The 13,188-nt window shown below is 42.1% G+C and carries 11 protein-coding genes and 1 other RNA gene; 6 read left to right on the forward strand and 6 right to left on the reverse strand.

The annotated features are described in order from the left end of the window. Window positions 1–34 precede the first annotated feature (34 nt). Window positions 35–393: a transfer-messenger RNA gene (gene ssrA, locus IRQ78_RS06715) on the reverse strand. A gap of 277 nt (window positions 394–670) precedes the next feature. On the opposite strand from ssrA, the gene IRQ78_RS06720 reads away from it, so the two are divergent. Next, a complete protein-coding gene (locus IRQ78_RS06720; RefSeq protein WP_194441654.1) occupies window positions 671–2,296 on the forward strand; it encodes a FapA family protein in 1,626 nt (541 codons plus the stop codon). On the opposite strand, the gene rnt is transcribed toward IRQ78_RS06720, so the two are convergent. Beyond that, window positions 2,280–2,960: a ribonuclease T gene (rnt, locus tag IRQ78_RS06725; RefSeq protein ID WP_138601594.1), complete on the reverse strand. Its 681-nt coding sequence runs from the start codon at window positions 2,958–2,960 to the stop codon at window positions 2,280–2,282. The genes IRQ78_RS06720 and rnt overlap by 17 nt on opposite strands. 216 nt (window positions 2,961–3,176) lie before the next feature. Between rnt and IRQ78_RS06730 the strand changes: the two genes are divergently transcribed. Continuing rightward, on the forward strand, window positions 3,177–4,055 hold the full coding sequence (locus IRQ78_RS06730; RefSeq protein WP_194441734.1) for a flagellar protein MotY: 879 nt from the start codon (window positions 3,177–3,179) through the stop codon (window positions 4,053–4,055). A 21-nt stretch (window positions 4,056–4,076) separates the two neighbouring features. On the opposite strand, the gene IRQ78_RS06735 is transcribed toward IRQ78_RS06730, so the two are convergent. Continuing rightward, a complete protein-coding gene (locus tag IRQ78_RS06735) occupies window positions 4,077–4,982 on the reverse strand; it encodes a DMT family transporter (protein ID WP_194441655.1) in 906 nt (301 codons plus the stop codon). 405 nt (window positions 4,983–5,387) lie between these two features. Between IRQ78_RS06735 and IRQ78_RS06740 the strand changes: the two genes are divergently transcribed. Further along, window positions 5,388–6,590 carry an aromatic amino acid transport family protein gene (locus IRQ78_RS06740; RefSeq protein WP_194441656.1) on the forward strand — a complete coding sequence of 401 codons (1,203 nt, stop codon included), beginning with the start codon at window positions 5,388–5,390 and terminating at the stop codon, window positions 6,588–6,590. A 223-nt stretch (window positions 6,591–6,813) separates the two neighbouring features. Here IRQ78_RS06740 and ggt read toward each other — a convergent pair whose 3' ends face one another. After that, window positions 6,814–8,472: a gamma-glutamyltransferase gene (ggt, locus tag IRQ78_RS06745; protein WP_194441657.1), complete on the reverse strand. Its 1,659-nt coding sequence runs from the start codon at window positions 8,470–8,472 to the stop codon at window positions 6,814–6,816. A gap of 76 nt (window positions 8,473–8,548) precedes the next feature. Next, a complete protein-coding gene (locus IRQ78_RS06750; protein ID WP_194441658.1) occupies window positions 8,549–9,094 on the reverse strand; it encodes a GNAT family N-acetyltransferase in 546 nt (181 codons plus the stop codon). 49 nt (window positions 9,095–9,143) lie between these two features. Here IRQ78_RS06750 and IRQ78_RS06755 point away from each other — a divergent pair, with 49 nt between their 5' ends. Then, window positions 9,144–9,512, forward strand: a complete 369-nt coding sequence (locus tag IRQ78_RS06755) for a hypothetical protein (protein WP_054551695.1) — start codon at window positions 9,144–9,146, stop codon at window positions 9,510–9,512. Between the two features lie 41 nt (window positions 9,513–9,553). Here IRQ78_RS06755 and IRQ78_RS06760 read toward each other — a convergent pair whose 3' ends face one another. Next, window positions 9,554–11,776, reverse strand: a complete 2,223-nt coding sequence (locus IRQ78_RS06760) for a TonB-dependent receptor (protein WP_138601584.1) — start codon at window positions 11,774–11,776, stop codon at window positions 9,554–9,556. Between the two features lie 389 nt (window positions 11,777–12,165). Here IRQ78_RS06760 and IRQ78_RS06765 point away from each other — a divergent pair, with 389 nt between their 5' ends. Both IRQ78_RS06765 and IRQ78_RS06770 read left to right on the forward strand, forming a co-directional pair. After that, complete coding sequence (locus tag IRQ78_RS06765) at window positions 12,166–13,008, forward strand: VOC family protein (protein ID WP_194441659.1); 843 nt, start codon at window positions 12,166–12,168, stop codon at window positions 13,006–13,008. Then, window positions 13,008–13,160, forward strand: a complete 153-nt coding sequence (locus IRQ78_RS06770; RefSeq protein WP_194441660.1) for a hypothetical protein — start codon at window positions 13,008–13,010, stop codon at window positions 13,158–13,160. Before IRQ78_RS06765 ends, IRQ78_RS06770 begins: the two co-directional genes overlap by 1 nt. Window positions 13,161–13,188 lie beyond the last annotated feature (28 nt).

A 13,188-nucleotide genomic window follows, 5' to 3' on the forward strand; every position in this document is an offset into this window, starting at 1 on the left:
AAAAGGCCGCTCTGAGAGCAGCCTTTTTCATATTTGGTGGAGCTGGGGGGATTTGAACCCCCGTCCGAAAAGCCTCGACCTTTGGTACTACATGCTTAGTATCGTCTTTTAGTTAACCTTATACAGCTCGGACGAACACGATCTGCAAAGGCGAGGCCGCTTAATTTTAGCCCTTCAACCCCGGCCAGGGTTTCCGTAGCGAGTCCGTGTAGGGTGACACTTCAGAACCGGGTCCACAGACATACACCGGAGAAGTGCTAGCGGGCTATTATGCCGCTAGAGCGTAGTTATCGTCGTTTGCGATTACTTTAAATTGCGGCTTTTTTACGAGGCCAACCGCACCTCGACATGCACCTCGGGCGTCTTGAATTCCGTCGAATCCTAATCAGCCCCTGAATTTGGTATCTCATTCAGAGTGTTCGTGCAGTATAACTGAGTAGCCTGTTCAGACTCAAGGCATTAATCGGGAAATTTTTGCTAAGTGCCTTTGACTGCTGAAATTTCAAGCAGGAAAAGTCAGTTTTATACATATTTTCACATTTTAATCATACAAATCCTTAACATAGTACAAAAGTTGTGCTGAAATAGGAAACGTTGTTACCCTTCTCCAAAAATAACCTGTAACAACACATAACTATAATAACAGGCAGTTTTTTACAGGGCTTTTCAGATGTCGATGTTTTCATTCGATGAACAAAGTGGCTATGTCTCTTTGTGTGAGCATCCTAGGGATGCGGGTTTTCCTACTACGAGTTCTCAATTAATTGAATTACTTGAGCAGTCGCCTTATGCCAACTACGAATATATTGATGCCAATATAGGTAAGCTGTTCATCCCTAGCAGCCAATATCAAAGCCAATCGTTAGTGGTTGCTAAAGCCGTTGATGCTCAGCTTGAAGTAAAAGTCGATGCTAAAAACATGGTGGTTGAAGCAAGCCTAACAACAGCCCGTGGCGGTAAAATTGTTAGCATGGATATGGCGCAAGAGGTGCTTGCAGAGGCGGGAGTGATTAAAGGCATTAGTTTACGTGCCCTTGATACTTTTTTAGGCCAACAATTTAAGCAACCACCCGGCGCCCATTACAGCGCAATTGTTGCCCATGGCAGAATGCCTAAAGAAGGCACTGATGCTAAATTCGTGCGCTTATGCTCAACAGCACAAGACCGCGTTCTTAGCCCGCAAGCGACCTCAGGCGGTAAAGTCGACATGCGTAATTTAGGTGCCATTATTACCGTTAAACCCGGCACGCCATTAATGCAACGAGTGCCTGCAACACCTGGTGAAGATGGCTTTACGGTGTTTGGTGATGTGATGCCAGCTAAGTCCGGTAAAGACTTACCTCTTGAGCCATTTGAAGGAACGCGTATCGATCCAAACAATAGCAATATGTTAATTGCCGATGCTAAAGGCGTGCCTGTTGCCCTACCCCGCGGTATGCGCGTGGACGATGTATTGTGCTTTCATCATGTTGATGTAAGTACGGGCCATGTCGAATTTGATGGCAGTGTCATTATCAGTGGTGATGTAAAAGATGGAATGCGCGTCAAAGCAACGGGGGATATCACTGTATTAGGCTTTGTTGAATCAGCCACAATTGAAAGTAAAAGTGAAGTCACCGTGATGCTTGGGGCTGTTGGCAGAAAGCGTGAAAACGTTGAAAACTTTACCTGTAACATCACGGCTTCGCGCACTATCTCTGTTGGTTATGCTCAGTACTGCCATATAAAAACAGAGCAAGATTTATTCATTGAACGCCAAGCTTTGCATTGTGATTTAAGCGCTCGTCGCCTTATTCGCGTTGGCAAAGCCAATAACCCGCGAGGCAAAATTATTGGTGGCAATATTTTAGATGCGATGCGAATTGAAACCGGCGAGCTTGGTGCGCCATCAGGCACTAAAACACGGGTTTTCATTGCTCAGTACTGGCATGATTTACGCCAAAAGCAGCAGCAAATTAATGACTTTGAAAAGTTATTAGCAACAAAAGCAGCAGCTTTACAGCAAGCACGCAAAAAGGCCAATAAAATACCCGACCCAGCTCAACGGGCGCATTATATTAAAAAGATCACTGCCAGCGAGCAGCAGATTAAAATTAAAACAGCCAACACTAAGAAAAAGAAACACTTAGTGAAAATTAAGATTGCGCGCTTATTAGCAACAAGTCGCTTAAAAGTGAATGAATTAATGCATCCAGGGGTGGAGCTTAAGATAGCGCAAGAGAGTAAACAGTTTTCACGTATTTACCCTCCTAACATGGTGCGTTTTTTTGAAGGTAAGATCACTCAGTCGTTTTAACGGCTGAGTCTTGCTCCTCTTCTGTCGCTTCAGTTTCAGGCAATGGCCAACCGCCGAGTTGTTGCCAGCGATTAACGATTAAACAAAACAGTTCTGCTGTGCGTTCGGTATCATAAAGTGCTGAGTGAGCTTGTTTATTATCAAACTCAATCCCTGCCGCCCTACACGCTTTAGCTAATACTGTTTGCCCTAGTGCAAGGCCTGCCAATGATGTGGTATCAAAGCTAACAAATGGATGAAATGGCGTGCGCTTAATTTTACAACGCTCAATGGCGGCATTTAAAAAGCCGTGATCAAACGCTGCATTGTGTGCTACTACCACTGAACGCTGACAACCCGCTGCTTTTTGTGCCTTGCGCACAACCTTACAGATTTCTTTAATCGCTTCTTCTTCAGGCACTGCACCACGCAGCGCAGAAAAAGGATCAATACCATTAAACTCAATGGCCGCTTGTTCAATATTCGCGCCTTCAAATGGCTCAACATGAAAATGCACCGTATGATCAATACTTAACACGCCGTCGTCATCCATTTTAAGTACAGATGCAGCAATTTCTAATAACGCATCGGTCTCTTTGTTAAAACCTGCGGTTTCAACATCAATCACAACAGGAAAAAAGCCACGAAAGCGTTTTGCGAAAAGAGTTTGTTCAGTATTTTCCATAGTCTTCTTGGTTTGCCAGTGTAAGCTGGCTATTATGTCAAAAACCACGGCTACTCTGCTAGAGTAAATAGTGTGAAATCGCAGATTCTTACTTAGTTTTTAGGCATATTACTTGCTTTATATTAATCAGCTAGCCCTGTGTTTAGTATGCTGAAGCAATTAAACACAAAAATTGCCAATTATTTGGCATTGATGATTTGTTGGAGAATTACCGTGATGAAGCTTTCATTACTTCCTTTAAGCCTAGGCCTATTAACCTCAGTTGCAAGTATAAATGCGCATGCAGCCATGCGTGAGTATACCGCTAATGCTGATATGTCGAACTGGCAAATGGTTAAAACTTCTCGCTTAGAATGCCAATTAAATCATGAAGTTCCTTACTATGGTGAAGCAATTTTCAGTACCACTGCCAGTAAAAATAAAGACGTAAACTTTAACCTTGATATGGTCGTACGCCCAGACAACTACAGTATTGCTGGTCTAAAAGCCGTACCACCTAGTTGGCGTGCAGGTATGCCTGCTCGCGACTTAGCAAACATGAAGCTATTACGTAAGTTTGACGGCGAGCTTGGTAACAAAACTGCTTGGGAAATGCTGACCGAACTAGAAAAAGGTTACCAACCGACATTTTATTACCAAGACTGGCAAAACAGTGCCGATAAAATTGCCGTTGGTTTATCGAGTGTCAACTTTAAGCAAGCCTATTGGGCGTTTTTACAGTGCCGAGATGCAATGCTGCCATACAGCTTTGAAGATATTTCGTTCACAGTGATGAACTATGAGCCTAATACCAGCAAACTGACTAAATCATCACAAAAACGCTTAGATAAAATTGGCGAATACTTAAAGTACGACACCAACATCGAATCTATTTCAATATCTTCTTACACCGATAGCTACGGTGGTCGCTGGAATAACCTCGAATTATCAAAAAAACGTGCTAAAGCGATTAAGGATTACATTGTTAGCTTAGGGGTCGATGAAAGCAAAGTAGATTCCGATGGTTACGGTGAAAAGCGCCATGTTGCTAGCAACTACAACATTTTAGACCGAAACAAAAACCGTCGTTTAGTCATTCAAATTGCAAAAATGTAGCCGCCGAAGCGGCTACTAGCTTTAACTCATTTCTACCGACTTCACACGCTTAAAGCGCTTAAGCCACTTATCACCAAACTGAAAAAATGCGAGGCTAATCATAATGATGGTCGCGCCAACAATCAGAGCTTGGTCAATAGGCTCATCATTAAGCAAACCACCAATCGCAATTGCAAAACTTGGTGTGATCAGGGTTGTTAATGCGACCGTGCTGGCGTTCAACTTCTGCAATACATGAAAATACGCCAGCGCACCAATTAGTGAGCCAAACACGCCTAAGTAAACAATTGAGTACAGTGATTTTGAACTCCACATCTGGCTATTAAGTTGGCCATCTACCAGCAACCAAGTAATAAAAAACAGCGGGGTTACAAAAACCAACGCGCCAAATGTGGTGGCCATTGGATGAATAGCAATTCTTACCCGTTTGATCATCACACCGCTCAAACTAAAAAAGCACACTGCCATAAATACATATAACAGGCCACTAAGCTGCTCTACTCCCCCTTGAATATGGCGCTGGCTTACTAAAAATAAACCAATTAAGGCACAGCCAAGTGCGCCAAGCTTAATGGCGCTGAACTTAGGTTCGTTCAAGATCTTTTGCGCAAGTAAGCCCGATAAAATTGGCGCAAGACCAAACATCAATGATATTAACCCTGAAGGCACTGTTTTAGCGGCCATGTAGCTTAATAACATACCGCCAAAAATACCTATGCTTGAATAGCCATAAAGGAATAAAGCACGGCGATGCCAGGGCACTCGGATATTGGCAACAGCAACGACAAACGAAGCCAACACCAGCCCCACCAGCATGCGTAAAAACACAGCCAGGGTTGGTGCTACCGTTTCACTACTCCAAACAATACCCAGTGGTGTTGTTGACCAAATCACCACCATTAAAAAATATGAGGCTTTAACAGGCACTAGCTTATTCCTTTAAAAAGGCGAAAAAAGCGGAAGAAAATTTAAAAGGGAAATAACCAACCGCTTAGAACGCGGTTAGTAAAACTTACTTAATTAACCGCAGCAAATAACAGACCATACGACTGATGAGGTCAGGCGCATACAATTGTTTGTTGGTCGTTGGTTTAGCTGCATCATGGTATTTAATAAAGTAAGTTGAAGAAGCTTAAGAATCCGCCTAAATGGTGATTTTGTCAACACGAATACTCATGCTATTTGGCAAAAAGTTATTTGCTGATTTCAACTGCCTGTTTGCACATGTAAATCATAGGTTACATTTAATTTCTTTGATTTATAACAAAACTATTTAAGTTTTGTTAAACAAGTTATATCTTGCTTGCCTCTCACGAAGTTTAAGGGGCAAAAGTGCTTAAAAATAAAACAATAGGTAGCATGTTAATTGTTGCTGGCACCACCATAGGTGCAGGGATGCTGGCATTGCCTATCGCCTCCGCGGGGCTTGGTTTCACAACAGCGTTATCACTTATCTTACTTACATGGGTTTTAATGACCTACACAGCATTACTGATGCTAGAGCTACATCAATATGCCGACAGAGATGCAACCCTCAATACGTTAGCTAAGTCATGGTTAGGTAAACGTGGGCAATGGGTCGCTAACTTTTCAGTGATGTTTTTGTTTTACGCATTATGCGCTGCCTATATCGCAGGTGGTGGTGCGCAATTACAAGAAAAGCTCAACAATAGTTTATCGCTTTCTTTAGCGCCGCAAGTTGGCTCAGTTATTCTGGCTGTTGTGATTGGTACTGTGGTGACACTCGGTACCAGCAAAGTCGATAAGCTTAACCGCGTACTGTTCACGATTAAAGTATGCGCACTAGCCAGCTTATTTTATATGCTTACACCTTATGTTCACGGTCAACACTTACTTGAAATGCCGATTGAACAAGGTCTGATTTTATCTGCAATCCCGGTGGTGTTTACCTCGTTTGGTTTTCATGGCTCTATTCCGTCGATAGTGAAATACGTGGGTTTAGATATCAAAACACTTCGTAAAGTAATGGTGGCCGGTGCAGCTCTGCCTTTAGTGATTTACATTTTTTGGCAATTACTTAGCCAAGGCATGATGAGTCAAAGCGACTTACTACAAAGCCAAGGGTTACCCGGTTTTGTAAGCAGTGTTGCTAGCATTGCTCACAGCCCACATGTTGCCACCGCTGTGAACATTTTTGCTGATTTAGCATTAGCCACGTCTTTCTTAGGGGTGAGTTTAGGTTTGTTCGACTTTTTTGCTGATGCATTTAAAAAAGGTGATGGCAGTAAAGATCGTATCAAAACAGCCTTGATCACCTTTATTCCACCGCTAGGCTTTGCGCTATTCTATCCACAAGGGTTTATTATGGCACTTGGCTACGCCGCCATTGCGCTGGTTATTTTAGCGGTATTTTTACCGGTTGCTATGGTCTATAAGCAACGAAGCAGCAAACCTGATGTGGGTTACCAAGTTAAAGGCGGTAATATTGGCTTAGCACTGGCCGCCCTGTTTGGTGTGCTTATTATTAGTGCTCAAGGTTTACAAATGGCGGGGCTTATTCCAGCGATTGGTTAAACAGCCCATCAAAAAAAGCACCCTCGGGTGCTTTTTTTTGTACCTGTGTTTAAGGTGTAATGCCAATTCGCTTAATTAAGTAGTCTATTTTGAGGCAAGAAAACCTTGTTGATAACAAGGCAAAAATTTCGTTATTTAGTTGTTCTAAATGAGAAATTTTTAACGCAGGTAGCGACAGGTTTAATCCCTCAAAATGATTAAATATTATTGCGGATTGGTATAATTAAAACACCATCGCCTTACCTCGGCCTGATGCTTCAGAAGCTGCATCTAATTTACCGTCTTTATTGATGATCACATGCATATCACCAAAATGGCGTTCATCAAGTGTATAACCCATCTTCTCAAGCGCTGTAACAACCTTTGGTTCAAGACCTGTGTGGTATCTAATCACATTTTTAGGCCATAACTGGTGATGGAAGCGTGGGCTGTCTACCACTTGCTCTGCAGTCATATCAAATTCAACCGCATTTAAAATTGACTCATACACAGAGCTAATAATCGTGGTACCACCCGGAGAGCCAGTTACCATTTTAACTTTGTTATCCTGAAGTAGAATGGTGGGTGTCATTGAGCTCAACATGCGTTTATGAGGTTGGATTTCGTTAGCTTTACCACCAATTGCACCAAATACATTCATCACACCGGGTTTGGCACTAAAGTCATCCATTTCATCATTCAAAATGAACCCTGCGCCCGATACAACCACGCCGCTACCGAAGCTTAAGTTGATGGTCGTGGTATTCGCAACGGCATTGCCCCACTTATCTAGAATAGAAAAATGCGTTGTTTGCTCACTTTCGTGTAAACCAGGTTTGATGTTCTCGGTAGTTGAAATGGCATCTGGGCGAATTGTACTTGCACGATTACTAAGATAATCATCTGCAAGTAGAGCTGTTTTTGGCACCTCATAAAAATCTGGGTCACCTAAATATTCAGCTCTGTCGGCAAATACGCGTTTACCAACTTCAGCCAAAATATGAACATAGGTGGTTGAGTTGTGCTCAAGCGTTCCTTCTGGCTTTGCCAAGTCGTACATTTTTAGCCACTGTAAAATAGCAATACCACCTGAACTTGGCGGTGGTGATGTGAGCACTTCGTAACCGCGCCAATTACCTTTAATCGGTGTACGCGATTTAGCTTGATAAGCTTTTAAGTCTTGCTCAGTAATAATGCCGCCGTGTTGCTTCATAAACGTCGCAATGATCTTCGCTGTCTCACCTTCGTAGAAACCTGCTTTACCTTGATCGCGAATACGTTTCAGTGTGGCGGCAAGTTCCGGCTGCTTAAATACCTTATTTGCTTTGGCTTCAGCAAAGTAATCAGCAAAGTTAATGTTTACCGATTTTTTAGCCATTCGCGCAATGTAACGCTCGATACTCGCAGCTAACTTAGGGTGCACAATAAAGCCCTGTTCAGCTAATTTAACTGAAGGTTCTAGCAGAGTCTTCCACTCTAAGCTGCCGTGCTTTTGATGGGCAAGCCACATTCCAGCAACACTGCCCGGTACACCACTTGCATGAATACCATACACAGACATGTTATCAATAACATCGCCTTTATCATCAAGGTACATATCGCGATGAGCTGCAGCAGGGGCTGTTTCGCGGTAATCAATAAAATCACCTTTGCCATCTTTTTGTATAAGCATAAAACCGCCACCACCAATGTTACCGGCTTCTGGTAAAGTAACCGCTAATACAAACTGTGCTGCAATTGCCGCATCAACGGCGTTGCCGCCTTGCTCTAAAATAGCGCGCGCCGTATCACTGCTGTAGCTATCTGGCATAGCGACGGCCGCTTGCTTTGCAAAGCTTGATGGATGAAAAGATATCGCGGTAACGATCAACAAATGTGCCGCGTATTTGACTAAACTTGCCATGGTACTTCCTTTTTCTTGATGTTATTTTAACCATTTAGACATGTGAAACCCATAAGGTCAATTAGTTACGATTAACTTAGCTAAGCTGCTCTTTAGGACATGAATAAAGTACTGCAGGTAATTCACCTTGCTCATCTTGATGGGTATAGTTTTTTACAAACTTAAGGCCTAGTTTTTCCATCACCTTTATTGAGCCTGGGTTAGCTTTAAGTGCTGTGGCACTGAGCGACTTTATTTCTTTTGGCTCGCTTACGGCTTTAGCAATGGCAAGTGCCGCCTCAGACGCATAGCCTTTGCCCCAGCTCATTCTTTTAAAGCGCCAGCCAATTTCTAAATCACTAAAATCAGGCTGTTCAAAAAAGCCCATAGGCCTGACTAATACCCAGCCTATAAAAGTATTGCTCTCTATGATGTTTACTTGCCAAAGCCCCCAGCCTTTTTGCTCATTTCGATACGCATTCAAGCGTGGAATAAACACCTCTTTAATGGTCTGCATAGTGGATACTTTGCCGCGAGTGAGATGTTTCATTACCTCAGGGTCGTTATCGAGCTCATAAAGTAGCTCGGCATCATTTTCATCCATTAACCGAAAACTTAATCGTGCTGTTCTAGCTATATTCATTTTTTATTGCTTATACTGCTTAATAGTTAATTAACCATTAGAGAAAAATATGAACAAATTAGCAAGCTTAGTTTTATTAGGCTGTATTGCCTTAACAGGTTGTGATGACGCAGAGCAAGCCAAGAAAGATGCCAGCGAAGCAAAAGAGGAAGTAAAGCAAGCGCTAAATGATGCTTGGAGCGACGTAAAAGACGCCACCAATGAGTTTAACGACGACTCACTGCAAGAGTTACTCGAAGAAAGTAAAAAGATGGGCTTAAGCATGTATGATGACGGTAAAGAAATTGCCTTAGATGCATGGATTGAGAGTAAAGAAGCGGCTGGTGAGCTTTCTGAAAAAACCAAACAAAAAGCAAAAGAACTGGCTGAAGAATTAAGAGAAGCGCGCGAAAAACGCGAGCAAGAGAAAAATAATTAAAAAGAAAGGGCAAGTATTTACTTGCCCTTTTTTGTTAGTAATTAAAGCTCAAATTCTTTTTTGAATTTTAAGCCAAATTCACTGCGGTCGTTGCTGCGCATTACGCCAACAAAACCAGATTGTTGTAAACGACCCACATCGTATACTTCGTTTAACACGTTCTCACCGTAAAAAGTCACTTCAAAGTCACCGTTCGGGTTTAAGTAAGAGATGTTAAAGCCAACTAATTCACGAGAATCAATGTGTTCACTTTGGTTGTAAACTGATTGACCTTGCATATCGCTACGGTATGAGTAGTTAGCGTTTACTGCCACTGTGCCACCGTTACTTAAATCGATGAAATAAGAAGGTGCGACCATCACAGTCCAACGTGGTGTTAGTGCTGGTGAGTCGCCTTTACCAATACCTAATACACCGTCATCTACTTCTGTGATTTCTGAATCTAGGTAACCAATTGCGCTACGAAGCGTAAAGTCATCTGTAAATGCAATTGTTGTTTCAAGCTCGATACCTTGTGCTTTAGACTCACCCGCATTTTCTACGATAGTAACGAAACCGCCACCTGCAGTTGGATCTGAGAATGGTAATGCTAGGTCTGTGTAGTCAGTAACAAACACCGCAAGCATCATAGATACGTCTTCATGTACTTGACCTTTAAGGCCTAGCTCGTAGTTAATTGCTTTTGTTTCATCGAAAGAAACAAATTGATCAGGACCACCAAATGGACGCGGTGGGAAACCACCTGTTTGATAACCTTTTTGGATTTGGCCATACACGTTCATGTTATTGCTAAGCTGGTACGACGCATTTAAATCCCATGTTACCGCATCAAAATCAGCACTTACGTATTTACGTGTCGCAAACGTTGGGAATAAGGCATCGGCTTCTTTTTTATCTTTCGAATAACGAAGACCACCGCCCACAGTTAAATCGTCGCTTAGATCATAGCTTGCATTGATATAAGCTGCGTATGAGTTAGTTTCTTGGTTGATATCAAAGTAACCGTAATCACCAAAAGACGCTGTAGTACCATCATTCAGAAGACCATCAGGTGTGTTGAATGGGCTAAATACAAACGGACCAGAACTTGTGAAGCCATCTTCATTAAAGAAGTATAAGCCAGACACAAAGTCCATATTATCGAAGCTACCATTTAACTGGATTTCGAATGAATATTGATCTGCACCGCCTTCTTCAGGGAACTCTGATAAGTTAAGGGCAACAGCGTCATCATCAAGACCCCCTTCGTATTCTGAGCTACGGTAGCTTGTGATAAACTTAGCTGTATAGGTGTTATTGATATCCCAATCAGCTGTTAATGAAGTACCCCAGCCTGAGTAAGCCGTCGACTCAATACCCGCTACCGTCGTTGCTAAATCATCAGGATCGCTCGGTAACATGTCTTCTGTAAGTAATGGGAAATCACCATTGAATGGGTCATTCGGGTCAAGTGGCGCCGTTAGCTCAATTGTGTATGGTGATTGGCCTGATTCGTTATCAACACCATCAATTGAGAACACAAAAGATAAGTCGCTGTTTGCTTGCCATTTAAGCGCCATACGACCACTTAACTCTTGCTCTTCACCAATTTCTTTCTCTGGGTTAGCAAGGTTAATCGCTTCACCTACACCATCGCGTTGTTTATAAGACACGCTTGCCGACATGCTTACAGTGTCTGTAAGGCTGTTATTAAAGTAAACGTCACCGGCTAAACGACCACGGCTACCTACTTTTGCATTTGTAGTCACAATGCCTTCATCACCCGGTTGCTTAGTAATAATATTTACTGCACCACCTAATGTGTTGCGACCGTACAAAGTACCTTGTGGACCACGTAATACCTCTACACGCTCAACATTTGGTAATGATAAGTTAGAGCCCATTTGGCGACCAAGGTAAACGCCATCTAAGTAAACACCTACACCCGGATCAGTTGTGATCACATGGTCTTGTAAACCAATACCACGAATGAATACAGATGCATGTGCCGCATTACCTACACCGTAACGAGTGATGTTTAGGTTAGGTACGTATTTGCCAATGTCTTCTAGGTTACTCATGTTCGCTTTATCAATCAGGTTTTCACCGATTGATGTCACTGCTGTTGGCGACTCAAAAATGCTTTCTGTACGCTTACGCGCTGTTACTTCGATTTTTTCGAAAGCATCTTGTTTAGCAGTGGTTTTTTCTTGCTCAGCAAAGGCTGAAGTAGATAATGCAGCAACAATAGCTACAGTTAACTGTGAGAGGTGACGTAATTTCAATTAAAACTCCAAAGGATACCGTGTGTGTGTATTTTTACCCGTAAATTTCAGGCATAAAAAAAGACGCTTAGGTGTAAGCATCTTTCCTCTGGAGGGGTATTATATGTCAGTTTTGTGAAAATATGTATAATTTTTTTAATTTAATGCTGATTATATTAATTTAAACAATTAAATGTATGACAATTTGAATAATCTCTTCAATTAAATGACTATTGCAATTAAAATTATTGCACAAATTCAAAGAGTAACATAACAGCAGTATAAATTTATCCTATTCCCACGCATTTAGTAGTAGTTAGATTATTCTATCGTAACACTTCAATTTGATTGAATTTCAAACAAGTAATAGTCTATGCTTTTATTTGATCCCATTTTGCAAGGAGCAAATTTTGAAATTACTCACCCCCTTACGTGCTGCAATTTTAATAGCAGTCGCTGCGGTCTCATTGACCGGATGCCAGCTTACTTCAAGCGAACTACCCGCAATCAGTGATTCAGGAACAAAAAACTCAGGTCACGTAGTATGGCATGATTTGATCACACCAAATTTGTCACAATCGAAAGCATTTTATAGCAGTGTGTTTGGTTGGCAGTTTCAAGCCGTTAACGACAGCTATACGCTGGCATCATTAGACGGAAAATTAATTGCAGGTATGGCAGAACTTGATAATAAACAAAATGCCAGCCACTGGCTGAGCTTAATCAGTAGTAAAGACATCGCTGCCGTTAGTGAAAAAACTATCAAAGCCGGAGGAAAAGTCTTAGTAAGTAGTACCGAAATTAAAGGCCGTGGCACTATTGCTGTATTAGAAGATCCTCAAGGGGCTGTTTTTTCACTGATCAATACCGTTAATGGTGACCCTGAAACTCGTCAAACCGATAACGGCTGGATTTGGCAAGAAGTATGGAGTGATAACCCAGAGCAGAGCAAAGCCTTTTACCAATCACTTGGTAATTATTCAGCACAAAATAAACCGCTTAATAATGGCAATTACAGTTACTTAGCTTTAAATGGCACACCTGCGATTGGCTTTGTAAAAAAACCAGATGCCGAGATAGGCAACACATGGGTGAACTACATTAAAGTAGCCGATGTTGACGCGACCCTATTAAAAGTAACCGCCGCAGGCGGCATCGTATTGATGGCACCAAGTGACAAAGTACGAAGTGGCAGTGTCGCAATTATTCGTGATCCAGCCGGTGCTGGTATTGTTATTCAGGAGCAAATGTAATGAATAAAAAAATAATTCGCCTAGCTGCTCTTGCAGCTGCAATATTAACTTTAAATGCCTGCACCCCCTATGCAAGCCTAGATATTAATGCGCCATTTAAAGTAGGTCCTGTGTACGTTAACCCAAGTATTGGCATTGGCGGTACACTTTAATCAATTTCAGGGCGCTGCGTTTTAAACA

The sequence above is a fragment of the Pseudoalteromonas simplex genome, from assembly GCF_015278155.1.
Lineage (GTDB): Bacteria > Pseudomonadota > Gammaproteobacteria > Enterobacterales > Alteromonadaceae > Pseudoalteromonas > Pseudoalteromonas simplex.